The following is a 23,585-nucleotide window of genomic DNA, read 5'->3' on the forward strand; positions in this document are numbered from 1 at the left end:
TCACCTTGTCATGGCCCCCTTGGCGCTTCCAATGTTGGAAACGTTTAGTATCGTTGCATTTGCCCAGTATTCTACTATATTATCATGGCATGTGAAATAGATGAACTGATGATTTTCGCTGAGCCGTTCCACGATTGCCAACATACGTGAATATCTCGTTTCGTCAAAGTGGACAAAAGGATCGTCCAATAATAGAGGAAATGGAGCCGACTTTTGTTTTGCGATCGCCAACGACAGGCGCAATGCAATGTATGCCTGCTCTTTCGTGGCCTGGCTCAATTCAATAATCGGATAACGCTTGCCGTTTCGAGCGATCGCCTGGAATAAACCATTCTCCGAGATGGCAAGTGACACATAAGCGCCCCCGGTCAATTCACTGAACAGTTTTTCCGCATTCGTCAGCACTTCTGGCAGCTTTTTCTCCTTCAGCTCCTCCATCATGTTTTTAATCGCTTCTACAATCGCTTGGCGGATCGACCATTGTTTCGCAAGCTCCGCAAACTCAGCTTTCTTCATTTCGAATATCTGCTGCTTTCGTTGGTAGGAATCATCCGTCATCAGCTTCTCCGTTTCGATAACCAAGGTTGTTTTTTCTTTGACAAGCGAATTCATCTTGTTTTCGATTTCGGATAGATTGCTCTCCGATAAACGGATTTCTTCCCGAAGCTCCTCTTCTGAACGATCGGAATCATACTCGACACGACCATGCACAGCTAACTGGGAGTCGATATCATCGATTTGACTCGACAGTCGCTGCGTTTCCTGAAAGTTCTTGTATGCTTCGTAATACTGCTCTTCTGTTTCCACTCCGGCTTCCGTAAACAACTCATTTCGTTGGTCTTGCAATGAAGAGACGACCTGTTCCGCTTCCTGTTTCTGCATTTGGAATTCCTCTATCCGAGCGGTCAACGTTGTCACCGATCGCAACTTTTCTTTCCTAGAAAGATATTCTTCTCGTAATGCCTCGTAGATCGATTGTTCAGGAACATTCGCTTCGATAAGCTGTTGCACCTCTTCGTATCTAACGCGGATTTTTTCCTGTATCAATTCGGATTGCCGATCCATCTCTTCCAACTCGCGCTCCATTTCCTGTAACGAGCGTGCCATGCCAAAAAACTCATGCAGAATACCGGAGTTCGGGATTTTACGTAAGCCATATTGGAAAAAGAATGTTGTCAATGACTTGTCTAAACGTTCCTTCTCTTGTGCCATTGTCCCATACTCTTCTTCCCTCTCCCCCATTTGCCGTTGGACCGTTAAAGCTGCATCCGCCAATCGGCTTTCCTTCTGGTCATAGTCATGTACTTTATTCATGAGCGCTTCCATCATCGCTTCCTGTCCGGCATACGTTTCGACGAATCGCTCCATTTCCGCGTCATGAAATGGTTGACCTTTGTCCTTCTGACCTTTGGAAGTGACAATTGCAATGATTGCAACAAATACACCAATTCCAGATACGATCCATTGGTTCACGACTACCCCCGCAATGATAGCAACTGCTGCCACAATGAGGAGTATCATAAACAATTGCGAGTTTCCTTTATTCTGATTTGACTTGCTTAAGCGGAGGTACGCTTTCGCTTCGGCTAATTGGCTGCGGATTGCTGGCCATTCATCCGCTTGTTTCCTTTCCTCTACACTTGGACCATTCTTTTGCAATGAAATTTGTTCATTCCGGATATTCCGGAGCTCATATTCCAATTGGGAAAGTTGCCGATCCAAATAACTAATCTGCTGCTCCATTTCAGCTAATTCTTTTAATTGACTATATAAATATTCTTCCTGATGAATGGAGACGTCCGATTGTAAAATCGCATCACTCTCATCCAGCCCTAAACGGTCTAGCAGGCGTAACTTCTTCATATTTAATTGAGTCCGATTTTCACGAATCGAGCTCACTGTCGACCGCCAGTCATGCCATTCTAGCTCGAGTGCCAACATCCGTTCAATGTCGGCAATTTTTTCCGGGACGGGATGACTTGGCATCTTTTCGATCATCATCGTTATTTCGGCTTCCAGACTTCGTGCCTTTGCTTCTAGTTCAATAAGTCTTCCAGTTACAGTTTCATAACGACGAATACCGTCTGACGGAAAAGCGGTTGTCCGTACCTCTTCTAGTTTGCTGAAGAGCTTCTGTTTCCTCTCTTTCAAAGGAAATAATTGAAGCGCCAATTCCAATGTCCGATGTTGTTCACGCAATGAGTCGTGCACTGTTTTAGCATCCGTGTACTCTTTTTCGATTTCACGGATCCTGTCCATTTTCGGGGAATACGCCGAAATCCGTTCCTGTTCGTTTTTCAGCTCTTTCTCCATTTCCTTCAATTCTATAACTCTGACGTTCATTTCCGGATTGCGGCCCGTCTTTTTGAAGAGCTCCCCCATTTCCTTCTCCAACTTTTTTTCGACACGCATTAATGTGTCGACACCCGTTGTCCCGGAAGATAGGAGCGTGCGACTCAATTCGGTTTCATCCATTTTCTCAAATCCTTGCAATTGAAGAAGTGAAAAAGAGAAAACCGCCTCGAAGGAAGACCGGTCGTATTGTCTCATTAACGTTTTGACTGCCTCTTCCCCGCCTTGTGTTCCATCAAAATAGACAGTGACATCGCCTGACGATTTTCCTTGCACCCGTTCAATGATGCAATTTCCGTACAGCTCATCAAATAAATGAACTTGTCCGCCAAATTTTCCACCTGATTTTGGTTCATATCGCAGCAGCGAACTATTCTTTTGCGGGAATCCGAAAATCGTATGCAATATGAATTGCTGAATCGTCGTCTTCCCCGCCTCGTTGTGCCCGTAAATGACATTGATGCCATCATCAAAATCAAATGTCCTGTTTTCATGCTTTCCAAATCCGTAAATGACGAGCTTTCGTATTTTCATGAATTCACCTCCATTGCAGTCGGTAATTCATTCAACAGAAGCCTTTCCACATCGTCCCGCAAGTCTGAGATATCTTCTTCGGTCAACGGCTCTAAGTAACGTGCTGTTCGTACATGTTGATAGACGCCTCCCAGCACTCGTTTCCATTCATCGGTCGACCAACTATCGACTTGTTCGAGCACTGACTCCACCAGTGCATTATTCTCCCTGTTTTGGTACATATCTTTCCGAGTCAGACGTTGCACCCATATGAACGGTTCTTGACCATCCATTACTTCGCGTAGTGCATCCAACCAGATTTCTTCAACAGTTTGCGAAAAAAAAGCGGCGGTTTCATCGTCAAGATTCAAGACTTCTACATCGATGACAGAAGGTCCATATTTCGAAGCGTATGAAAGGAGCGCCTCTTCACAGACGGCAAGCCATTCATTCGCATGATGAATACGAGTGCATGGAATCTGAAGCCGTCCGAAATGAACAGCTGATGTAGGTATGAATGTAAGGATACTATCCGATTTACTGAGCTCCACTTCGTAAAACCCTTTTTCACCCGCTTCATTCCTGTGACGTCCTTGGAGATTCCCAGGATAAACAACCGGCGGTTCATTCGACAATTGTTGACGTTGATGAATATGACCCAAAGCCCAATAATCATAACGCTTCGACTGCAGGTCTCCAATCGTGAAAGGCGAATAGACCGCATGTGTTTCATTTCCTGCAAGGCTTCCATGCAGCAGTCCGATATGGAAGGAATGATGATCGGAAGCGACGGGATATTTGCTGATCGTTTCTTCCCGGACATGTCTGTTCGGATAACTGAATCCATGTAGCACGACGTCCTTCCCTCTGACGGATAATGACACTTCTGCCACTTCCGCAGGAAATTCGTAGACATTCGGCGGCAGCTCAAAACGGGTCCAGTTTCCACTCAGGTGATCATGGTTTCCATACGAGATGTAGACAGGAATTCCTGCTTCATGCAATGCGAGCATCCCTTCTTGGAACTTTCGCTGTGCACGTAAGCTCCGATCTTCACCATCATAAAGATCCCCCACAATTAATAGGAAGTCCGGGGACGTTTCGAGCGCATATTCAATCAAACGATTAAATGCGGTAAATGTACTTTCCCTTAATTCATTCAACGTTTCTGGCGGCATTCCTGTCATCCCTTTAAAGGGGCTATCGAGATGTAAATCTGCTGTATGTATAAACCGAATTGTAGACAATAGAGCCTCCTCCCTTCCTGTCGAATATTTGTTCTAATTTTACCATATATAAACGGGGAATAGAAATAACTAAAAGCCGCTATCCGCCTAACTTTCCGACGAATAACAGCTTTCTATCATTCTTTCCCTAATTGGATTGCTTTCTTAATGTCTTTCAATGAACGGGACGGGCCGTACATGAGGACGCCGCCACGGTACACACGTGCTCCGAACCATCCTAGGATGATAATTGTCAACAGCGTAATGGCGATTGACAACAACGGTTCCCACATCGGCAAATCGAGCATGCCTACCCGCAAAAACATGACGAGCGGTGTGAAGAACGGGAAGAACGATGCATAGGTCACGTAACCAAGTTCAGGATTGCTTAAGCCCGTAGCAGAGATAATGAAAGCAATAACGATCAGCATGGACATCGGCATGATCATTTGCTGGACGTCTTCCGCCCTGCTGACAAGTGAACCTAGTAATGCAGCAAGAGTCGCATATAAGAAATAACCGAGCAGGAAGAACACAGCTGCGTATACCAATGTGCTAATACTAACATCTTTCATGCTGAAGAAATCTGACATACCGCCAGGCACTTCCGTCGCAGACGTTTTCAAGGCGATATAGCCCGCAACTCCGTAAATGATAATTTGGACGATCCCTAATAATCCGATCCCTAGCACCTTTGCAAACATATGCTTTACAGGCGATACGCTCGAAATGAGGATTTCCATGACCCTCGAAGATTTTTCATTCGCCACATCCATCGCAATCATGCTTGAATACATGATGACTGCTAGATAAATGACAAACATGAGGATATAGACGAGGACCCTCGCCTGACCGAGCTCCTCTTCTGATTTTGCAGAAGGGGATACATTTTTCTGTTCAAACTGAATCGGTGTAAATAATGTTTGCAATTGCGTACCCGTTAAGGAAAGCTCTTCCGCTTTCATTTCCGTCTGAATTGACTGCAATGCATCCTGTATGCGCATTGGCAAGAAAAAGTCCATCATGCTCATCGTCGTATAATTCGCATGGATGATTCCTTGTTCATCAATCGAAAGGGTTAGAAATGAATCAATTTCTCCAGTCGACACTTTCTCGTGTAGAATGGTCTCCGTTTCATCCGCCGGTTCGAGAACGATATCCTCGTCTCCTGTTGCAAACTCGGCTTGCAGTCTGTCAATAAGTATGCCGCTCGTATCGACGACTTGAAGGAGGTTTTCCGATTTCCCCGTACCGGTCACATCTTGAACAGTATCAATAATTTTCGATATGTTCGCCAGTAAGAAGATGGCAGCAACCATAATGACAGTTGTAATCGTGAAAGATTTCGCTTTCGCCTTCGACGTAAACGCCTGTTTAAAGATAATCCAAAACTCACGCATACTCTTTCCCCACCTTTGCGATGAAAATGTCTTGCAAGGAAGGCTCTTCGATCTCAAAGTGGCGGATCGGTCCCGCTTGCAATGCAGCTGCCAATAAATCGTTCGCGACTTTTTCCTCTTCGATTTGGAAGATTGCCCCTTCGACGGAATGCGAGACGGAAAGGACGCCGTGAATATTGTCGAGCGCATGTAAATCATGATCGGAACGAATCCGTACATTTTGCCTGCCGAAGGATCGTTTCACATCCCGCAGAGACCCGCTCACGATTTGCTTGCCGTGATGGATGATGCTGAGCTGTTCACATAATTCTTCGACATGATCCATCCGATGGCTTGAGAAGAGGATCGTTGCGCCGTTATTCCTGAAATCGATGATCGCTTTTTTCAACATTTCCACATTCACCGGATCGAGGCCTGAGAACGGTTCGTCGAGAATAAGCAACTTCGGGTCATGCATGAGTGCTGCGATGACTTGAATCTTCTGCTGATTCCCTTTCGACAGCTCCTCCACTTTTTTGTTCTTGTTTTGAGACACTTCGAAACGGTCCAGCCAATAATCGATTGCCTTCTTTGCTTCAGCTTTATTCATCCCTCTTAATTCACCAAGAAAAACGAGTTGTTCGTCTACTTTCATCTTCGGATAAAGGCCCCGTTCTTCCGGCAAGTAGCCGATTTCGGGGCTTGTTGCGTACGATATCGTTTTATCATTCCAAGTGATATGTCCTTCATTTGCATTTAATAATCCTAAAATCATTCGAAACGTAGTCGTCTTCCCCGCACCGTTCGCACCGAGGAATCCGTACATGGAGCCTTTTTCTACCGTCAGATTCAATTGATTGACTGCGGTGAAAGTTCCGAACCGCTTCGTTACGTTTTCAAGTTGCAATGACATTGTTTTTCTCCTTCCCTTTTCAAGCTTTTTTCTATTACGTGTTTACTAGGAGGATAGTTTCATCAGAGACGTTTATTTAAAAATAGAACAGCAATACCATATGAAACGAGCATCACTCCATATGCAGAGGCCAATAGTATAAATGCGAGCTTCGGTCCTTCAACAATCAAAGACCCTAACCACATAATCAATAGAACAATAAGTGTTAGTGTCCAAGACAATGTTCTCGCTTTCGTATGGATCTCTTGGTATCTTTCATCAAAGCGTCGTTCCTTGCGTCCTTTCCTAAAATAGAGGAATGCTATAAATAATACGAGACCGGCTCCCGTAATAAAACCCGCTAAGCCTTCTACCGATAAATCCATCGTCTTCCCCCCTTTCTACTTAATAATCCTTGTTAGCAATCGCCGTACCTATTGCCCAAGAAAGCATATGAATGACCCACAGCGCGGTCATAATAAAGAATGCTAATTTCGGTCCTTCAATAATTATGACAATGGCCCAAGCAACTAAAATGGCAACCGTCATTACCATCCAGGAAATCGAGCGGGCATGCCGGTGAATGGCTGTATAGCGTTCGTCATAAATACGCTCTTTCTTCGCTTTTCTATGAACAAAGAAATAAACGACACCCGCGATTGCAAGCCCTAAAGGCAAACCTGCCATGAAAGTCCATATATTAAATCCTTCGTACATTCTCACTCCTCCTCCGGTATAAAAATATCCTCAATACGACAATTGAATAATTTTGCGATTTTAAATGCTAAGATAAGCGAGGGATTATACCTTCCCTTTTCAAGGGAGATGATTGTTTGCCGGGATACTTCCAACTTTTCCGCAAGATCATCTTGTGTCAGCCCCATTTCTGTACGCTTTTCCTTGATCAAGTTATTCAGTTACATGCTCCCCCTTTCATTTGTAAAGGTTGCTTTACGTAAAGCTTACTTTACTATATGCAGGATGTCAAGTAACCTTTACAAATAATTTTTCGGCCATTTAATGAATGGCTATTCATTATTCTGAATTCGTAGTATAATGAAGAAAAGCACGGAAGGATGAGCAGCTTGAAAACTTATAAATTGACTGCATATGAACAGACAGGCAAGTTGATAACTGAAGAAACGTTTACAGCCGAATCGGATGAAATGGCGAAAGAAAAAGGCCATGCGTTGCTCGAAGAAAAAAATCTTCTGGAGCAAACACATCGCCTTGCTTCGCCTACAGGGAAACTATTGTTGTTTCATGTTTGATAATTTGGCTTCCATCATGAGGCTATGATATCGTAAGATGACAGCTACTGTATGGAGGTGCCTCACTTGAATATTGCACTCATTGCCCATGATCAGAAAAAAGAAGAAATGGTGAATTTCACAATTGCGTACAAACATGTTTTGTCAGAATCCGAACTATATGCAACGGGGACGACCGGAACACGGATTATGAACGAGACAGGACTACACGTTAACCGTATGATGTCCGGACCTTTAGGAGGGGACCAGCAGATCGGTGCGATGGTCGCAACTGGACAGTTGGATTTAATCATATTTTTTCGCGACCCATTGACCGCCCAGCCCCACGAACCTGACGTCAGTGCATTATTGCGACTTTGTGATGTATATGGAATACCGCTAGCGACAAATATCGCAACTGCAGAGTTGTTGATCAAATCGATCGAAAAAGGCTTTTTCTCATGGCGGGATACGGCCGAAAAGTACAAATCAAAAGAACTTAATCCATAAAGGATTAAGTTCTTTAATTTTTAAAATAAATACTCAATGCTTGTTGGAGTGTTCCGACCATTTGCGTATCTTTATCGAATTCTACGCCGAAGCGTACCATGCTCCGGACGACATCCGGTCGTAACCCTGAAATGGCAGTCGTGCATCCCATTAAGGCAACACCGTCAATGATCTTCTTTAACTGATCGATCACTTCCGCCTCCATGACCGCTATTCCTGAGAGGTCCATGATCAATGTTTCTGTATGCAATCTTCCAACTTCCATCAGCACCTTCTCTTCCATCACTTTCGACCTGAAATAATCGATGGAACCGATTACAGGAAGAATACAAACAGTAGACGTAATCGGGATGATCGGAACAGATAGATTTTCAACCAATTGCCTTTGAGCCTTCAACAGTTCATCCTTGTAAGCGGAGTAACTAATGAAAAAAGCGTTCAGAAACTGATCGAGCGAACTATTAATCTGTCTTTCTAACTGAAAAAAGTCGATTTCCATCTTATTTTCGTCGATAAATCGTTGAACGAACGTCCAAACTGTCCTCCGGATCGCTTGCACCCACTCTAATTTAAACGATAGTGTCAATGAATGAGTTGCCCAAGCAATTCCTTCTCCTTTGGCGAATTGCTGAAGTTCTTCCAATTTAGATTCCATCGTATACCCGACAAGTTTATGTGCATTGTTAATTAAGTCAATATTTCCGACTTCAAGGATTGTATTGATTTTCTCCCTTACAGTAGCAGCTTCTTGCAATAATTCATTTTCGAAACTCTCCCCGTTTTCTTCAATGAATCGAATCACTTCGCTATTGAAAGTCATAAGTTTCCTCCGTTGAAATCCCATTTAAAAACAGCTAGACTTGTAATTATTCTCCTATAAATACAGGTTTTCGTTTTTCTACGAATGCTTTAATTCCTTCTAAATGATCTTTTGTTTTGCGCATGGCGACTTGCTGCTCGCTCTCCATATGAAGCACGTTCTCCAATTCAGCCAACTTTTGCTCATGCAAGATCTTCTTGGAGGCAAGCATGGCTGCGATTGGAGCCGACAAAAACTGTTGAGCAAGTGCTTCGGATGCTTGACGAACACTTCCATCTGGAACAACTTGGTCGACGAGCCCCTTCTCTTTAGCGACTTCTGCTTTCATCAATTCTCCAGACCAAATAAGCTGCTTCGCTTGCGGCACGCCGATTCGTTCTTTTAGGAAGAAATGGCCGGCACCATCAGGCACAAGCCCGATTCCGATGAAATTCATTGCAAGTTTACTATTCTCTTCAGCAATAATAACATCGCAGCCAAGCGCCATACTGAAGCCAAGCCCTGCTGCTGCGCCGTGGATTGCCGCTATCGTAATTTGAGGCAGTCCATATAATGCTTTTGCTAAACGTGATACATCGACCATCACTTTCCCGATATCCATCGGTGAGTCAGGATCGATCATCTTCTTAATGTCGCCTCCAGCTGAAAATGCTTTTCCTTCCCCTTGAATAATTAACACTTGGACATCTTGATTGGATTTCAATGATTCGAAAGCATCTCCCAGTTCCTTCATCATCGTATCGTCCATTGCGTTCATGGATTGCGGCCTATGTAACGTCAACCGGGCAAGCCGGCCTTCCAATGATAGTTTAATAGTTGTGTACATACTATCCACCCCTTCATTATTGAATTGCCATTCACCCCTCCCTATTCGATAACCATCTCCATATACCCTTTTTATTCAAAAAAATAACCTTAACACTAGAAAATGTGCTAAGGTCGAACTTGCATTATTCTACTACGACCGCATCTGGAAAAATTCTTTCAAGATGCTCGATCTTCTTGTCTATATACTCCTCGAATGTAAGGATGTAAGCGGCGGGATCTTTCGGATTCTGGAATTGCGTGATTTTGCCTGTCGTGGGATCCATGAATTTACTTGAAGCGCCGCAACCGATTCCAATGATCGTTTGCACTTCCTCCATGATAATAATATTGTATAAGCTCTCTTCACCTGGCTTCGCATATCCAACATTCTCCAAGTTGCCTAGAATATTTTTTTGGCGATATAAGTAATACGGAACATAACCATTTTCCTTCGTCCATTGCTCACCCATCTGCATCATCTGCTCTACAGTTTCCCTATCAGCCACTTTATACTTCTCTTTGTTCCTCGTCATTTCGGAGGCACGCTTGAACGATAGTGTATGGACTGTCAACGACTCCGGCTGCATCTTCTCTGTTTCGTCGAGAGAATGGCGGAATTCATCCAGCCCTTCATTCGGCAAACCGATGATGAGATCCATATTGATGTTTTTCATCCCCATGTTTCGGGATAGCCAGAACTTATCAATCGTTTCTTGAACGGAATGATGCCTACCGATCGCTTTTAACGTTTCATCCGTATACGACTGAGGGTTCACGCTAATCCGGTCAATTCCCCATTTTTTCAGGACATCGATTTTGGCAGGTGTGATCGTATCGGGACGTCCTGCTTCGACGGTCACTTCCCTCACTTCTTTCATATGTGGGAATGAATCATACATCGTCTTATACAGCGCATCCATTTCATCCGCTTCGATGGACGTCGGGGTCCCTCCGCCAAAATAGATTGTTGTAATTTTGATGTTCCGTTCGGTCAACCACTTTCCAATCTCACGAATTTCTTCATGCAACCCGTCTAGAAATGATTCAACTCGGCCGTTTTTACGATGGATGGCGTAAGCCGGGAATGTGCAGTACGCACATTTTGTCGGACAGAACGGAATGCCGATATAGATGCTGACATCGTTTTGAAGCTGATGCAGATCCGGGATTGCCTTTAACTGGACTTCTTCAATCGTCGCTAACAGCTCGCTCTTTTCTTCGAAAATCCGATGTTTTTCCATTAATAAACGCTTTGCCTCTTCAACGCTATGTCCTTGCTGACGGTATTTATGGAAGAGTTTCATTGGGCGGATACCGGTAAGGATTCCCCAGGATTGTTTCATTCCAGTGAGTTGCTCTAGCACTTCGAGGAATACGTGGGAGTAAATCCGTTTCAGTTGACGGGTTTCTGTTTCTGAACTGTCAGTTGTCACTTGTTCAGAAAAAGTGGCACTGTATTCTTTGCCGTTATACGTCAAATGGGCGTAGCCAGCAATTGTTGAATCGTTTTGATTTATGGATAGGTCGACAAGGATACCTTCTTCTTCGGTGTCAGTTATGACTTTCGATTGTTCGAAGAAAAGGTTGGCCAAATGGGTGAACATTCGTATCCAATCTTGTTCGAACGTTTTCGTCAGAATTATTTTTTGCATGTGATTCCTCAACTTTCATTAACAACTATCTGACATAATAACATAAAAAAACCGGCTGAGCCGGTTTTATTGCATTGTTTCGTATAAATCTTGAACAGGTTTCATCAAGACGCGGTTCACTTCTTCAATGAGGCCGCTCAGCTGCATTTCTGCTTGGAGCATTTGCATGATTTTTACATTTTGTTGTGCGAGTTGTGCTGTTTTTTGTGCATACTCTAACTCTTCATGTGCAATTTCTTCACCTTGCATTTGCTTTTGCTGAAGCGTCATCTGGATTTTACGGAAGCTTTTAAACAGCTCTACTGCCTGCGCATCTTTCTTTACTTCCTCAATCGCGTTTTTCACTTGGGCAAATTCGTTAGTCTTCCGTAGTGTCGACTCCAATTTGTTCAAGTCATCATAAATATTCACAGTCATCATTTATTCCCCCTAGTAGTTTGTAAAATAGACAATGATCCCTTGCACAATCCCAATAAAGCCGCCGATGATTGCGCCAAGGGCCGTAATCATTTTGAATTCTCGCTTGGAAATGCCAATAACGAGATCTTCCAGGACAGAAACCGGAAAAGAATCTACTTGCTCTTTCACAATTTCATCAAGTTTTAACTTTTTTAACGAGAGCTCTAGCTGTTTTTGCGCAAGCTCAAAAGCGAATTCCGTGACTTTTGGCGTCAGATTTTCTGAAGTCCATCGGGAACCTGCCGGCCAGTATTCCTGGATTGTTTTATCAAGACGGGTGTCAAGTGCAAGTTCCTTATTAGCATATGCTTTGACGGAAGAGAACAGTCCATCCCAATTGAAACTTGCAAGCAGTTCTGCCATCGGCCGTTTTTGCAGCTTCGTAAATTCCGACACGATCAATGAATTCAATAGATTGTATGTGCCTGGTGCATGAATGAATTTTAACGCTTCCCGTTGAACCTTCTCGACGAGCGAGTGGGAATCGCCAAATAACATATTCAACATGCCGCCAAACGTCCCTTTCGACTCGAGGAAATCATTGATCAGTTTCTGGAACATCACTTTCCCCTCATCGGAATCCACGTATTGCTCGGCTCTCTGTAAAACATAATTTATTATTTCAGGTATATGTGCTTTTGCCCGCTCTTGCCACTCAATCGGAACAATTTCTTCAATGGTGCCCGAAGTCAATTTCATGCGGGCGTTCATGAGCTGGGTATCGATCAGAGAATCAATGGACAGTTCGACTTTTTCTACAAGGCCTTCAGCACCGGCCATGTGGAGCCAATCATGCAATGTTTTGTCCGACTGAAGCACATACTCCTCCAACTTGCTTTGAAGGAATTCCTCCACTTTCCTTTCCATTTCCGGCGTAAACAATTTATTGCGCAAAACATCAGGCGTCAATAAATAGTTTGTGACCGTCCTCCCCAATTGTATGGCAAGGTCATCACGCCGTTTTGGAATCAACCCTGGTGTGAAAGGAAGACGCCAACTGCCGATATATTTTGCTTCATAAGGCCTGAACAACATTTTAATCGCCAGATGATTAGTAGCTCCTCCGACCACTGCCCCCACTACAGCCATAAACAAGATCGTCCATATGAGATTCATCGCTTCACCTTATTTCCAATTCGTTCGGTTTTCATTATAACAGAAGGAGTTCAATTGGAAAAAGCATACGGTGTGTAGAGGTGGTTTTCCGTAGTAGAATTCTCAAACTTTAGAAGGTCGAAAGTACCAAAATGATCATAACTTAGCCAAACTCGCTCATAACTACTTCCAACTCGAGCATAACTGAGCTAAACTCGCGCATATCATCATCGAACTCAAGCATAACCTAGCTTAACTCGCGCAAAACTCATCAAACTAGGGGCGTAACAAAAATAAAAGCCGATTGCTAGAATTAGCAATCGGCTTACGCTTTTAGGCTAACGAAAGTTTGCCTTCTTCATCCAACTGTATACGCGTGTCGTTCCAAGTGAGTTCGAGCGGGTAGGTTTCCGATATTTTTTTCGAAAAGTACCATCGGCGGCTTGGGGGGACAAGGACGAGGAACGTGTCCCCCCGGCCTAGGAAATTCAATTCATCCGGATTCACTTTGGTACCGTTCCGTAATGGAATTCCGAGATCTTGCAGCTCGTCTCCCACTTCTGCCACATGCGGTGTCGTGATGCTCATCTCGCTAATATTCAAAAACGATTCTTTTGATAAATCTCCGAAAAGATCACGTTTTCTACGGCCAATCAGTTCAACGATATTTCCGGCCGGATCTTCGAAATACATGGCATCAGCGTCAAAAAATTGGAAGTATACTTCATCCTGCCCTTCCTCGCGATTGAGTGTCACTCTCTCCTGTATCCAATATTTCATCATGGAAAATTGATTGCCAGGAATGTTGATGGCGAAATGATAAAAAGCCGGTTGCTCACTATGTTTAAATGTGAGCAGCGATTCGCCGATCTTGACTGTAAACTGCTCATCCGTCGTTTCCGTCATATCGAGTTCCAACACATTTCCGTAGAAACGTCGTAATGCTTTTATGTTATCTGTATATAATGTTGCGGACTTGATCATCTCTCGTTCTCCCCTACCTCTGATTCTTTATTTAATCTGTTCAGACCTTTGTACATCACTAATAGTACTACATAAATAAGTAATGCCCCGAAAAGAAGATTCCATAGGTCGAAAAATAAATCTCCGAAATGGGTTGGTTGAAATAGTTCCGATGCTAACGTAATTGAAGACTCTCCAGTATACTCCAACCATGCGAGTGGCCACCCAAATCCATATTCAGTTCCCGGAAGGATAAAGGCGGAAGCCACTGCTAGTACGACACTTAGTGCAAACATCTTTTTATATTTCAACAAACCGACTTCCCCTCCTTAAATTGTTCGGGACAATTTCAAGAATACTTGTTAAACTACTCTATAACAATCTTACCATATATTATGAAAGAAAATGGAGTGATTCTGATGATCCGCTATCCGGAACCATTGCGACAAGGAGGTACAATCGGTGTGACCGCCCCGTCTTCAGGTGTTGATGAAAGTCTTCACCAATTAGTTCATCGGGCAAAACACCAGTTTGAAAAAAGAGGGTATCCTGTAAATGTCGGTAACACCGTCTGGACGCAAAACAAGGCCGCTTCAGCGGCGAAAGAAATTCGTGCTGCAGAGCTCATGGAAATGTTCAAGAATTCAGAAATTAACGCAATCATTCCTCCATGGGGCGGCGAAATCCTCATGGAGATCTTGCACCTCATTGATTGGGATGAAATAAAGCCAAAATGGATTTTAGGCTATTCGGATCTGAGCACGTTCCTCTTTGCATTGACAGTTAAAACTGGAATTGCCACAGCGCACGGACCAAATCTCGTTGAATTGCGGAGTGATGAATGGGAGCCTGTTGCCAGTCAGTTCATGAATGTATTGCAAGCTCCTGCAGGCTCAAGCATTGAACAGCTTTCATCTAAAAAGTTCCAATCCAAGTGGCAGCATGATGCACCGGATGACCCGTATGTATATAAACTGGATTCACCAACTGAATGGAAGGTGCTTGGCGAAGATACGATCGAATTGGAAGGTCGTTTCTTAGGCGGTTGCATCGATACAATCCGCCACCTCGTCGGGACTCCTTATGGCGATATCGCATCTTTCCAGAATAACTTCCTGAACGATGAGCCGATTTTATGGTATTTCGAGAACTGTGAAATGAACGCTACCGATTTTCATCGGACAATGCTCCAATTTGTCTATGCGGGTTGGTTCGAGAATGCGGCGGGCATCATTTTCGGTCGCTCCCCTGCTGGGCAGGAAGTGAAAGGATTCACTGTCTTGGATTCAATGGAAAGAATCAAAGACTTAACTGGATTGCCGATTATTTACGATGCCGATCTAGGCCATGTCCCTCCTCAAATTACTTTTGTGAATGGGGCGAGCGGAAAAGTATTTGTCGAAAACGGGAAAGGACACGTAACAACTTCACTTCGCTAAAGACAACTCTGGCTGACTTTTCTGTCAGTTGACGATAGAATGGGAGAAAGAACTTTTTAAGGGGGAGTATGACATTGCCAATAGAATTTCGCAAACACGATGAATTTTTCACATTTCATGATCCTATGCAAGACGGGAAATTGATTGATCGGAAGACTGAAATAAGATTCGATCCGTTGACCAGGGAAACGTCCCGGATCATTTTCGATCCGGGTGCACCTTTCGTTCCGAAGGATTATTCGGAGCTTGCCAAGGCAACGGAAGGGAGTAAATGTCCTTTTTGCGCTGAAAATATATCAAAAATCACACCGCGGTTCCCCGATGAACTCGTGGAAGGTGGACGGTTCGTCGGCAAGGAAGCGGTCGTTTTCCCGAATTTGTTCCCTTATAGTAAGCATAATGCCGTCGTTCGCATGTCAGAGAAGCATTATGTGAAGCTTGAAGAATTTACGGAAACGCTAATCTCAGATGCATTTAAAGCTGCACATCAGTATAGTAAGAATGTGTTAGAGTTCGACCCGAAAACTGAATATATTTCGATCAATTGGAACTACTTGCCTCCATCTGGGGGGAGCATCCTTCATCCACATATTCATGTATTGGCTTCTGAACAACCGACGAATTACCAAGCGACGATCACATCGAATAGTCATGATTTCCATGAAAAAGAAGGACACAATTACTTTACTTCACTTGTCGCTGAAGAAAGCACGCTTCGTGAACGTTGGATCGGAAAAAAAGGCTCCATTAACTGGATACATGCCTTTGCACCAAAAGGTCATTGTGACTTTATCGGTGTTTTTGAAGCTTCTTCTTTCCCTGAACTGGCGAGTAGCGGCTATGATGACCTTGCAAACAGTCTCCTCCGCTTCTTCCGTTATTTCAAGGAAATTGGAATCGAAAGCTTCAATGCATCGTTGTTCATCCCAGTGAAAAAGCATTCTGCAGAGCAGGTTCATTTCCGGTTGATTCCCCGCATGACGATCGGGATGCTCGACACCAGTGATATGAACGTTTTCAATTATTTGCATGGCGAGCCTCTATCGTTGAAAGTACCTGAGGAAGTCGCAAAGGAAGCGGCAAAATTCTTTTCTTGAAAGGATGCAGCTTAGTTTTGAATAAGACAGTCGTTGACAAAGTCGGACGCAAAGTTACATTTTCATACCCACCGAAACGAATTGTCTCTTTGTGCCCCGGCATTACAGATACATTGCTGGCGCTTGACCTGGACAATGAAATTGTCGGCAGAACCCGCTTTTGCATCCATCCGAAAGATAAGGTCAACAATATAGTAACGGTCGCAGGCACAAAAGATATTAAGATGGAATCAATCCAACATGTACAACCCGACCTCATCATCGCGGAAAAAGAAGAAAACACGAAAGAAATCGTGGAAGAGCTGGAGAAACACTTCCCCGTCTACGTCGCCGAAGTCCAATCGGTCGATGATGCATTCCGGATGATAGAGGATATGGGAAACTTGACAGATCGAAGCGAAGCAGCCGGAATCTTACTGAACTCGATCCGACAACAATTCGAGGGATTGCCGACATACCCTGGGAAGCGTATCGGCTATGTCATTTGGAGAAAACCGTATATGGTTGTTGGAAAAAATACTTATATTAATTCACTGTTAGAAAAAATGGGGTTCATCAATCCATTCATTGAAACTGACAGCAGGTATCCAGTCGTTACAGCTAACGAATTTCGCAAAGCAAAATTAGATTACGTATTATTGGCATCGGAGCCCTTCCCGTTTAAAGAAAAACATTTCAATGAATTTCTGGGCATGATGCCTAACGCCCAACCAATCCTAGTTGACGGCGAAATGTTCTGGTATGGACCGAGGATGCTGGAGGCGGCGGATTATTTTCAACAGCATCTAGATTTATAACAATTCAATTCAACAATTATGAAAAAGCCATCATCGACTTTGATGTTGGCTTTTGAAATTTGTTACAACTCGGAGAGGTCTTTCTGCACTTTTAGACGATATTCTTTACTACCAAGTAATTTAGATTTGAACGAATTCAAATTGTTTCGGAGGAGTATTCCCTGCCATAAACTTAGGTCATCTGTTAAGATTACCATTTCAATCTTATTGCCATTATGATCTTCTGCGTACATTGCGTCGTTTAGTACGAATGCAGTCGATCCACCTTTTGCACCAAGATGAACAAAACGCTTATGGTTGCCTTCGTATAGTTGCATTGGCCACTCAAGTAAATCCCTTGCTGTTTCAGCAGCTTTCATTGGAAGTTGATCTTTCGTAATTACCTCTAATAACTTTCCATAGTCATTGGCTGATGCACCAATTAGACGATCCGACCATACTCTTTGTACCTTTAAAGGCAATTCATACGTATAGTCTCCACTTTTGATCGTCCCTTCTTTCATTTGCTTACTTAATTTCACTGCTATCTCTCGATATTCATCAATCGGCATTGATTCGATCTCACTAATTATTTCGTTGTTGTTCATTGATTCACTTGATTCACTTTTTAAGTACTCTGGAATTAAGAGCGCACTTACTATCGGATAGACTTCCTCATGCTCGGTAAGTCCAAGAGATTTTGCCCGCTCATTGATTGAAGCTGCGCCTAGCAAATCAATTAGATAATCTGTATTGACGTTAGAACTGTAGGTCACCATTCCTTTTGCAACATCATGCAGCGTTACTTTATTTTCTACAACTTTCCCTTCGCTTTCCATCGCCTTCAGCCACTCTACATGTGCATTGCCATCTGTATCTTTTACATAATACCGGGATAACTCATCCAATGATACTGTGCTATCTTTATCCAACAAGCCTGCATCAATTTGCATCGCATATTCAACAGCGATCAACATCTTTACTGTACTCGCCAATGGTCGAACAACATCCGATTGATAAGCAATTAATTCAACACCATTTTCCGCCAAGTAGAAAGATGTTGTTTGCGGATTTTCTTTCAAATGGTTAAGAACATAATCAGGATTGTCTCGAAAGACAGAGTAGCCTGCAATTCCTACGACAAGAATAATTGCCCCATAAGTTATTAATCTCTTCTTTGTATATGTTTTTTTATTGAATAGAATCAATGCAATAAAACCGACAACTAATGCAAGTAAATAATTCACACTAAAGAATAGGACTGCGATAATAATCGCTAGTGCAATTACTTCTGTCACAATAACTTTTCTAATTTCCTCTTTCGTCCTATTCTCTTTTATAAGCAAAGGCAAAGGTGTAAGAATAATAATTGTTAACATCCCAATCCACGCCAACATGTTCATACAGTCACTTCCTTTCTTATAGGAAACTTAATATATCCTCTTTAACACCGATATGATGATTCCATGAAGAATCATTAAACCTGAAATTAAAAACCAAATAACTAATTTGTATGTGTCGTAATCTAGGGGACGAATGAAATGATCATACAATTCGATTAAAAACCATCCAAATGGAATTAAAGGAAATACAATTCCATAGGCTTTATTTGAAATGCTCTTTCCACGCTCATCCTTATTCTCTTCACCCATTTCGAATTTAAGTGAAATAAAGACGGCGATAAAGAAAATGAGGACATAAACAATACGTAGAACGGATTGAAAAACATCCATTTTTACTCCTCCTCTACTTCATATTGAAAAACTTCGTGTAAATCTACACCAAACATTAGTGATATATCAAAGGCTAACTTTAATGATGGATTATACCTGTTCTTTTCAAGTGAAATAATCGTTTGTCTGCTCACGCCCAGCTTGTCAGCAACCTCTTTTTGTGACAAGCCTCTTTCAGCTCTTAATACAACAATTCTATTACGAATCTTTCTTTCATTATTTAACGACATCTAAGCTCACCTCTTATAAGATAAGAGTAATATATTTCATACTCGAAGTAAAGTATTTTTTACATATAGTATGAAATATTTTACTCGGATTTCCGGATATCGTCCGCTTGACTTGTAATTCTTAGATGCAACAAAAAAAACACGGGATCATCGTAATGATGGTCTCGTGTTTGCATTCATCTCAAGGAATTATATATCATCGACATCCGGATGGCATGCTCCATTTCATCATGCATGGCGATGAACAAAGGATTATAAGCTTGCTGAAAAGGAATCGTCAACAGCATTTCCTTATATGTCTCTACTCCATCCAATTCACCGACAAGGGCCTGTTTGACGCCTTGCTTTAAGTTATAGCACGGAATGGGTTTCTTCGGATTTTGTACAAACGTCCCGGTCATCATATAATAGAGTTGTTGAAACATTTCATAATGGCTTTTTTCATCCTCAAATGCATGCTGGATGAAGTCCCGCCAAAGTGGGTCTTCCGCTATCTCATACATCGACCTGTAAAAGTAATAGTCCCTGTACTCACCCTCAATGGCTTGCTTCAATTTATCGATAAACACGTAAGCACCCTTTCGCATCTTTTGTACACTTTATGCGGATGGACGCTTGTCTATGAAAGGAGCGATTCGATGCTTCAGCATTTCAGCTACAAACCGATTTACGCCGGCGGCAGCTTGCCCGGTTGGACGTTTTCATTTTTTTATAAACAAGAACGGTTCACAGGAGACTATCAACCGGACGGCACGATCATCTGGACAGGCGAAACACCTCCGGAAGAAGAAAACGTCAAAAAAATGATCCACGAACTGATGACGTTCCACGTATATGAATGATGGAACGATTCCTGTCCATACTATCCCTTAATAAGGAGGCGATGGAAATGGATAAGGAAAAGACCCCCGAACAATTGGAAAAAGAAAAAGAACAGCTAAAAATACAAGATCAGAAAACCGAAAACGTCTTTGAGGATAAAAGCCGGGTACCCAACGAGCAAAACGCTTGGAGAGAAACCCAGTATCAAAGAGGAGAATAAAAAGAGCGGAGGGGTGCGCCCTCCGCTTTTGTATTTATTCTCCTGCCAACTTCCTTCTTCCAAAAATAAAATAATAATAGACCGACGATATAATGTATAACCCAGCAGTAATTGTGAAGGCATATGCATACCCCCAGTAGGAGCCATTTGTGACGACAAGCCCTGTCGCAATCGGCCCCATTGTGGCCCAACCTAAGCTGAACACCATCTGATTCATAGAGTTGGCAAGTCCTTTATACTTATCCGATACAACTTCCATCGCGACAGCACTTTGAATCGGGTTGCCCGCGTTCATGAGCGCTTGCCGCAAGAGGAAGCCGAGCGACGCCAACAATAACGACGTTGTGTATGCTGTCAATAGAAGGAATGGAATCGACAATGCTTGGAATAAAATAATTGCCTTTACCTTGCCAACTTTCCTCGACAATGCAGGGCCGATCATAGCCGCCACTGCAGTCATTGCAGAGCCTAACGATAATACAAGTCCGATATAGGAATTGGAAGCATCAAAACGGTTCGCGAAATACAAATTTAAATACGGAATGACCAAGCCTGATCCGAAACCAATCAGAAGGCTCGCAAATGAAAAATGGAAAATGACAATCAAATTCCGCTTTAAACTATGATCCACAGTTAAAGTTTCTTCAGTATGCTTCTTTTTCTCCTTCAAGGACTCGGAAGGTCTCTCTTGTAATTGGAATAAAGGAATCAAGCCAATTGTGAATATGGTCGCGCCTGTTAGAAGTGCATACCGGATCGCTTCGGCTGTGCCGATTTTGAAAACAGCTTCCAATACATCCGCAATAATTCCTCCAGATAAACTGCCAATGACATTCGCAATCGTAATGATTGCAAAGTTAAGACTGAAAAGCTTCACTCTTTCAGAGGGGGATGAGTTCTCCGCAAGAAACGGAATGCCTGACACTTGAACGAACGCCATAAATAACCCCGTTAAAAACGCCGCTGCAATCATCGGAGTTTCCGAAACGGCGATGCCCCGATAGAACAACGTCGTTACCGCGAGTACCGCACCGCCGACAATCATCCATTTTCGTCCAAATTTATCACTTAACAAGCCTGCAGGTACAAGCATGATCGCAGAAGCCATTGCAGTCATGGAGATCACTTTACCATTTACCGTTTCCGGCATCCCTAACTCACGTATATATAAATTGTACATGACCATGAAAACACCCATCCCGATTTGGATGAGCGCATTCCCGATAATAAAGAGCCTCACGTTCCGATTAAAAGAGGAAAATTTACGTATCCATTCACTAAACCGTTTCATCTATAATTCCAACTTTCCACAGCAAATACTTCGACACTCTAAATATACGTGTTTCTGAAGCATTTCGCAACGGAATTTTCATTATAATCAAACCTCTGGACGTGGGATGGATTGCTTTGAGCGCGGGACAACCTTCTTTGAGCGAAGAATAGACTTCTTTGAGCGCGAGACGGCCCCCTTTAAGCGCAGGACAACCAACTTTGTGCGCTGGAGGAATCGTTATGGACGCTAGCAATCTTAATTACAAAAAAGCCGTCACAGAAAGTCTTTTTCCCGACTTTCCGTGACAGCCTCGACCTATCCTTTAACTAACTCTTGAACCATTGTTGCCCGCCTGTAATTTATACATCTGTGCATACTGTCCGCCAAGCGCAAGCAATTCTTCATGATTGCCTTGTTCGACGATTTTCCCGCGATCCAACACTAAAATACGGTCTGCATTCTTGATTGTTGATAGACGGTGGGCGATGATGAACGTCGTCCGGCCTTTCTTCAATACGTCCATCGCATGTTGAATGATTTCTTCCGTTTCGGTATCGATATTCGACGTCGCTTCGTCCAATATGAGAATGGCTGGGTCAAAGGCCAATGCACGTGCGAATGAAATGAGCTGCCGTTGACCGGATGATAGCGTGCTCCCTTTCTCCACGACCGGCTCGTCAATTCCGCCCGGCAAATGCTTCAATACCCGCTCGCCGCCGACCGCGTCAAGTGCTTGCTGAACTTTTTCGCGTGAAATGCGTGCATCTCCTAGGCTAATATTCGACTCAACCGTTCCGCTGAATAAATACGGATCCTGCAAGACGATTCCCATATGGTCGCGAATCGTTTGCCGTGACATTTTTCCGATGTCCTTCCCATCGATGGTGATCTTCCCTTTCGACACGTCGTAGAACCGGAATAGCAAGTTCATTATCGAGCTTTTCCCAGAACCGGTATGTCCGACAAGCGCTACGGTCTCCCCTTGCTTCGCCTCGAAGGAAATATCCTTTAACACGTACTCCTCATCTTTATAAGCGAACCATACGTTCTCGAACCTGACGTTCCCGCGGTAACGGGCAATTTTTTCGTCACTCACCGGCTCCCCTTGGCGATCCATCAGACTAAACACTCGCTCCGCTGCAACGAGGGAATGCTCGAGTCGGGCGAACTGGTTGACGACGCCCGTAATCGGATTGAAAAGTCGTGTAATATAATCGACGAATGCATATAGCATCCCGACTGAAACTACACTTTCCGCTGTAAGAGAAGCACCGCCGAAATACCAAATGAGAAAGACGAATGCTAATGAACGGATAATGTCGACGAGATTGTGGGACGTCGCCGCTTCGACTTTCAATAATTTGCTTTGATATTTATAATGCTCATCATTCAGTTCATTGAATTCCCCATCCATCTGCTTTTCACGGCGGAAAGCCTGGATGATTGTCATCCCGTTAATCGATTCATTAATCATCGCGTTCATCTCGCTGTTTTTGCTCCGGATAATATGATTCACTTTGGAAGCGAACCTTCGATACAATTTCATCCAGACATACAGGACTGGCAGGACGAATAACGTGATAGCCCCCATTTTCGGATCTAAATAGAAAAGGGCGATGAAAATTCCGAGCATATACATGCCGCTGATCGCAAACTGTGAAACGACTGTCACATACAAGTTCCGAATTGCTTCCGTATCATTCGTAATCCGAGCGACGACCTTGCCCGCCGGCAAATTATCGAAATAACGGATCGGCAATGTTTGGATATGTCCGTACAATTCGTTTCTCATCTTTTGGATGATTCGGTTTGCCGCTTTTTGCAGTAATAAATATTGGAAATACCTCAGGATCGCCGTAACGACCGCAAGACCGAAAAATACAGCCAATAGTTTGGCAATCGGTTCAAAATTAATCGTCTGATCAACCGACGTTGCAATATGGTCGTCGATGATTTTCTTTGCGATCATCGGACCCATCAAGTCTGCTCCAACTGCGAATCCGAGAAGGACGATTCCTGTAATTAATAGCTTCTTATAAGCAAGTGCATATTGCACTAAACGTTTTCCGGTATTCAT

27 protein-coding genes are annotated in these 23,585 nt (G+C 43.3%); 7 read left to right on the forward strand and 20 right to left on the reverse strand.

Going from position 1 to position 23,585, the window contains the following annotated elements:
- From MHZ92_RS15850 to MHZ92_RS15880, 7 genes are all read right to left on the reverse strand, one after another.
- The gene (locus tag MHZ92_RS15850) at positions 1-2,886 is read right to left on the reverse strand and encodes an ATP-binding protein (protein WP_239432689.1); all 2,886 of its coding nucleotides are present in this window, start codon (positions 2,884-2,886) and stop codon (positions 1-3) included.
- Entirely contained in the window at positions 2,883-4,112 is a 1,230-nt protein-coding gene (locus tag MHZ92_RS15855) for a metallophosphoesterase family protein (protein ID WP_239432690.1), read from the reverse strand. Before MHZ92_RS15855 ends, MHZ92_RS15850 begins: the two co-directional genes overlap by 4 nt.
- 116 nt (positions 4,113-4,228) lie before the next feature.
- Positions 4,229-5,491: an ABC transporter permease gene (locus tag MHZ92_RS15860; protein WP_239432691.1), complete on the reverse strand. Its 1,263-nt coding sequence runs from the start codon at positions 5,489-5,491 to the stop codon at positions 4,229-4,231.
- Positions 5,484-6,383 (reverse strand): ABC transporter ATP-binding protein, encoded by a 900-nt coding sequence (locus MHZ92_RS15865; protein WP_239432692.1) that lies wholly within the window; start codon positions 6,381-6,383, stop codon positions 5,484-5,486. Before MHZ92_RS15865 ends, MHZ92_RS15860 begins: the two co-directional genes overlap by 8 nt.
- A 62-nt stretch (positions 6,384-6,445) precedes the next feature.
- Positions 6,446-6,748: a DUF3796 domain-containing protein gene (locus tag MHZ92_RS15870; RefSeq protein ID WP_239432693.1), complete on the reverse strand. Its 303-nt coding sequence runs from the start codon at positions 6,746-6,748 to the stop codon at positions 6,446-6,448.
- Positions 6,749-6,767: 19 nt separating this feature from the next.
- Complete coding sequence (locus MHZ92_RS15875) at positions 6,768-7,079, reverse strand: hypothetical protein (RefSeq protein WP_239432694.1); 312 nt, start codon at positions 7,077-7,079, stop codon at positions 6,768-6,770.
- Between the two features lie 2 nt (positions 7,080-7,081).
- Entirely contained in the window at positions 7,082-7,279 is a 198-nt protein-coding gene (locus MHZ92_RS15880; protein WP_239432738.1) for a helix-turn-helix transcriptional regulator, read from the reverse strand.
- Positions 7,280-7,447: 168 nt separating this feature from the next.
- Between MHZ92_RS15880 and MHZ92_RS15885 the strand changes: the two genes are divergently transcribed.
- Entirely contained in the window at positions 7,448-7,633 is a 186-nt protein-coding gene (locus MHZ92_RS15885; protein ID WP_239432695.1) for a YhzD family protein, read from the forward strand.
- A gap of 51 nt (positions 7,634-7,684) precedes the next feature.
- Entirely contained in the window at positions 7,685-8,122 is a 438-nt protein-coding gene (mgsA, locus tag MHZ92_RS15890; protein WP_239432696.1) for a methylglyoxal synthase, read from the forward strand.
- Positions 8,123-8,135: 13 nt separating this feature from the next.
- Here mgsA and MHZ92_RS15895 read toward each other — a convergent pair whose 3' ends face one another.
- The 7 genes from MHZ92_RS15895 to MHZ92_RS15925 all read right to left on the reverse strand — a co-directional run bounded on the left by MHZ92_RS15895 (position 8,136) and on the right by MHZ92_RS15925 (position 14,232).
- Positions 8,136-8,942: an STAS domain-containing protein gene (locus MHZ92_RS15895; protein WP_239432697.1), complete on the reverse strand. Its 807-nt coding sequence runs from the start codon at positions 8,940-8,942 to the stop codon at positions 8,136-8,138.
- A 46-nt stretch (positions 8,943-8,988) separates the two neighbouring features.
- On the reverse strand, positions 8,989-9,768 hold the full coding sequence (locus MHZ92_RS15900; RefSeq protein WP_239432698.1) for an enoyl-CoA hydratase: 780 nt from the start codon (positions 9,766-9,768) through the stop codon (positions 8,989-8,991).
- A gap of 124 nt (positions 9,769-9,892) precedes the next feature.
- Positions 9,893-11,401, reverse strand: a complete 1,509-nt coding sequence (locus tag MHZ92_RS15905; protein ID WP_239432699.1) for a coproporphyrinogen III oxidase — start codon at positions 11,399-11,401, stop codon at positions 9,893-9,895.
- A gap of 66 nt (positions 11,402-11,467) precedes the next feature.
- Positions 11,468-11,818, reverse strand: a complete 351-nt coding sequence (locus tag MHZ92_RS15910; RefSeq protein WP_239432700.1) for a YlbF family regulator — start codon at positions 11,816-11,818, stop codon at positions 11,468-11,470.
- A 12-nt stretch (positions 11,819-11,830) separates the two neighbouring features.
- Entirely contained in the window at positions 11,831-12,949 is a 1,119-nt protein-coding gene (locus MHZ92_RS15915) for a DUF445 family protein (protein WP_239432701.1), read from the reverse strand.
- A gap of 339 nt (positions 12,950-13,288) precedes the next feature.
- Positions 13,289-13,939: a glyoxalase gene (locus MHZ92_RS15920; protein ID WP_239432702.1), complete on the reverse strand. Its 651-nt coding sequence runs from the start codon at positions 13,937-13,939 to the stop codon at positions 13,289-13,291.
- Positions 13,936-14,232, reverse strand: a complete 297-nt coding sequence (locus MHZ92_RS15925) for a hypothetical protein (RefSeq protein ID WP_239432703.1) — start codon at positions 14,230-14,232, stop codon at positions 13,936-13,938. The genes MHZ92_RS15920 and MHZ92_RS15925 overlap by 4 nt, the downstream gene beginning before the upstream one ends.
- A gap of 105 nt (positions 14,233-14,337) precedes the next feature.
- Between MHZ92_RS15925 and MHZ92_RS15930 the strand changes: the two genes are divergently transcribed.
- From MHZ92_RS15930 to MHZ92_RS15940, 3 genes are all read left to right on the forward strand, one after another.
- Positions 14,338-15,357, forward strand: a complete 1,020-nt coding sequence (locus MHZ92_RS15930) for a S66 family peptidase (protein ID WP_239432704.1) — start codon at positions 14,338-14,340, stop codon at positions 15,355-15,357.
- Positions 15,358-15,431: 74 nt separating this feature from the next.
- Positions 15,432-16,454, forward strand: a complete 1,023-nt coding sequence (locus MHZ92_RS15935) for a hypothetical protein (RefSeq protein WP_239432705.1) — start codon at positions 15,432-15,434, stop codon at positions 16,452-16,454.
- Between the two features lie 17 nt (positions 16,455-16,471).
- Positions 16,472-17,251, forward strand: coding sequence for an ABC transporter substrate-binding protein (locus MHZ92_RS15940; RefSeq protein ID WP_239432706.1), 780 nt, complete (start codon positions 16,472-16,474; stop codon positions 17,249-17,251).
- 62 nt (positions 17,252-17,313) lie between these two features.
- On the opposite strand, the gene MHZ92_RS15945 is transcribed toward MHZ92_RS15940, so the two are convergent.
- From MHZ92_RS15945 to MHZ92_RS15960, 4 genes are all read right to left on the reverse strand, one after another.
- The gene (locus tag MHZ92_RS15945) at positions 17,314-18,633 is read right to left on the reverse strand and encodes a serine hydrolase (RefSeq protein ID WP_239432707.1); all 1,320 of its coding nucleotides are present in this window, start codon (positions 18,631-18,633) and stop codon (positions 17,314-17,316) included.
- 27 nt (positions 18,634-18,660) lie between these two features.
- On the reverse strand, positions 18,661-18,963 hold the full coding sequence (locus MHZ92_RS15950) for a hypothetical protein (RefSeq protein ID WP_239432708.1): 303 nt from the start codon (positions 18,961-18,963) through the stop codon (positions 18,661-18,663).
- 2 nt (positions 18,964-18,965) lie between these two features.
- Positions 18,966-19,193, reverse strand: coding sequence for a helix-turn-helix transcriptional regulator (locus MHZ92_RS15955; RefSeq protein WP_239432709.1), 228 nt, complete (start codon positions 19,191-19,193; stop codon positions 18,966-18,968).
- Between the two features lie 176 nt (positions 19,194-19,369).
- The gene (locus MHZ92_RS15960) at positions 19,370-19,780 is read right to left on the reverse strand and encodes a ferritin-like domain-containing protein (protein WP_239432710.1); all 411 of its coding nucleotides are present in this window, start codon (positions 19,778-19,780) and stop codon (positions 19,370-19,372) included.
- A 51-nt stretch (positions 19,781-19,831) separates the two neighbouring features.
- On the opposite strand from MHZ92_RS15960, the gene MHZ92_RS15965 reads away from it, so the two are divergent.
- Together MHZ92_RS15965 and MHZ92_RS15970 are read left to right on the forward strand one after the other, a co-directional pair.
- A complete protein-coding gene (locus MHZ92_RS15965; protein WP_239432711.1) occupies positions 19,832-20,035 on the forward strand; it encodes a YheE family protein in 204 nt (67 codons plus the stop codon).
- 47 nt (positions 20,036-20,082) lie between these two features.
- Positions 20,083-20,235: a hypothetical protein gene (locus MHZ92_RS15970; RefSeq protein WP_239432712.1), complete on the forward strand. Its 153-nt coding sequence runs from the start codon at positions 20,083-20,085 to the stop codon at positions 20,233-20,235.
- 34 nt (positions 20,236-20,269) lie between these two features.
- Here MHZ92_RS15970 and MHZ92_RS15975 read toward each other — a convergent pair whose 3' ends face one another.
- Positions 20,270-21,526 carry an MFS transporter gene (locus tag MHZ92_RS15975; protein WP_239432713.1) on the reverse strand — a complete coding sequence of 419 codons (1,257 nt, stop codon included), beginning with the start codon at positions 21,524-21,526 and terminating at the stop codon, positions 20,270-20,272.
- A 304-nt stretch (positions 21,527-21,830) separates the two neighbouring features.
- Positions 21,831-23,585: an ABC transporter ATP-binding protein gene (locus MHZ92_RS15980; protein ID WP_239432714.1), complete on the reverse strand. Its 1,755-nt coding sequence runs from the start codon at positions 23,583-23,585 to the stop codon at positions 21,831-21,833.

Origin of the sequence: Sporosarcina sp. ACRSL, assembly GCF_022346605.1 — a bacterium.
GTDB lineage: Bacteria > Bacillota > Bacilli > Bacillales_A > Planococcaceae > Sporosarcina.

Bases quoted from the DNA above. Each gene is read 5' to 3' on its own strand.
- MHZ92_RS15960 (WP_239432710.1), bottom strand. From the start codon at position 19,780: ATGCGAAAGGGTGCTTACGTGTTTATCGATAAATTGAAGCAAGCCATT.
- MHZ92_RS15870 (WP_239432693.1), bottom strand. From the start codon at position 6,748: ATGGATTTATCGGTAGAAGGCTTAGCGGGTTTTATTACGGGAGCCGGT.
- MHZ92_RS15875 (WP_239432694.1), bottom strand. From the start codon at position 7,079: ATGTACGAAGGATTTAATATATGGACTTTCATGGCAGGTTTGCCTTTA.
- MHZ92_RS15860 (WP_239432691.1), bottom strand. From the start codon at position 5,491: ATGCGTGAGTTTTGGATTATCTTTAAACAGGCGTTTACGTCGAAGGCG.
- MHZ92_RS15975 (WP_239432713.1), bottom strand. From the start codon at position 21,526: ATGAAACGGTTTAGTGAATGGATACGTAAATTTTCCTCTTTTAATCGG.
- mgsA (WP_239432696.1), top strand. From the start codon at position 7,685: ATGGAGGTGCCTCACTTGAATATTGCACTCATTGCCCATGATCAGAAA.
- MHZ92_RS15850 (WP_239432689.1), bottom strand. From the start codon at position 2,886: ATGAAAATACGAAAGCTCGTCATTTACGGATTTGGAAAGCATGAAAAC.
- MHZ92_RS15920 (WP_239432702.1), bottom strand. From the start codon at position 13,939: ATGATCAAGTCCGCAACATTATATACAGATAACATAAAAGCATTACGA.
- MHZ92_RS15905 (WP_239432699.1), bottom strand. From the start codon at position 11,401: ATGCAAAAAATAATTCTGACGAAAACGTTCGAACAAGATTGGATACGA.
- MHZ92_RS15965 (WP_239432711.1), top strand. From the start codon at position 19,832: ATGCTTCAGCATTTCAGCTACAAACCGATTTACGCCGGCGGCAGCTTG.
- MHZ92_RS15910 (WP_239432700.1), bottom strand. From the start codon at position 11,818: ATGACTGTGAATATTTATGATGACTTGAACAAATTGGAGTCGACACTA.
- MHZ92_RS15970 (WP_239432712.1), top strand. From the start codon at position 20,083: ATGGATAAGGAAAAGACCCCCGAACAATTGGAAAAAGAAAAAGAACAG.
- MHZ92_RS15930 (WP_239432704.1), top strand. From the start codon at position 14,338: ATGATCCGCTATCCGGAACCATTGCGACAAGGAGGTACAATCGGTGTG.
- MHZ92_RS15900 (WP_239432698.1), bottom strand. From the start codon at position 9,768: ATGTACACAACTATTAAACTATCATTGGAAGGCCGGCTTGCCCGGTTG.
- MHZ92_RS15950 (WP_239432708.1), bottom strand. From the start codon at position 18,963: ATGGATGTTTTTCAATCCGTTCTACGTATTGTTTATGTCCTCATTTTC.
- MHZ92_RS15955 (WP_239432709.1), bottom strand. From the start codon at position 19,193: ATGTCGTTAAATAATGAAAGAAAGATTCGTAATAGAATTGTTGTATTA.
- MHZ92_RS15865 (WP_239432692.1), bottom strand. From the start codon at position 6,383: ATGTCATTGCAACTTGAAAACGTAACGAAGCGGTTCGGAACTTTCACC.
- MHZ92_RS15945 (WP_239432707.1), bottom strand. From the start codon at position 18,633: ATGAACATGTTGGCGTGGATTGGGATGTTAACAATTATTATTCTTACA.
- MHZ92_RS15915 (WP_239432701.1), bottom strand. From the start codon at position 12,949: ATGGCTGTAGTGGGGGCAGTGGTCGGAGGAGCTACTAATCATCTGGCG.
- MHZ92_RS15895 (WP_239432697.1), bottom strand. From the start codon at position 8,942: ATGACTTTCAATAGCGAAGTGATTCGATTCATTGAAGAAAACGGGGAG.
- MHZ92_RS15980 (WP_239432714.1), bottom strand. From the start codon at position 23,585: ATGAATACCGGAAAACGTTTAGTGCAATATGCACTTGCTTATAAGAAG.